This window comes from Janibacter sp. CoH_79_TC_3 (assembly GCF_058197955.1).
Window position 1 is genome coordinate 1 of the sequence record NZ_JBXWIV010000195.1, and the last position, 240, is coordinate 240.

Below are 240 nucleotides of genomic sequence, written 5' to 3' on the forward strand. Positions count from 1 at the left end.
GAATAGCGGCAAGCATCGTTTCTTTTGTATGGTTAAGAAGCTGAATTATAAACCAACCTTTTCAAGTTCACGCTGCATTTGCTGTTGCAATTCGTGTGCTTTCTCAGCAGCAACGGCTGCAAAGTTTTCGGTATGGTCCGCATATATAATGCCACGAGAAGAGTTGACAAGTAATCCACACTCGCGCGTCATTCCATACTTACAAACCTCCTCAAGTGAACCACCTTGAGCACCTACACC

The 240-nt window shown here is 44.6% G+C and carries 1 protein-coding gene; it reads right to left on the bottom strand.

The features are described 5' to 3' along the window. Positions 1–45: 45 nt before the first annotated feature. A partial coding sequence (locus tag AC2FA3_RS15605) for a hypothetical protein (protein WP_490510391.1) occupies positions 46–240 on the bottom strand: 195 nt, incomplete at its 5' end.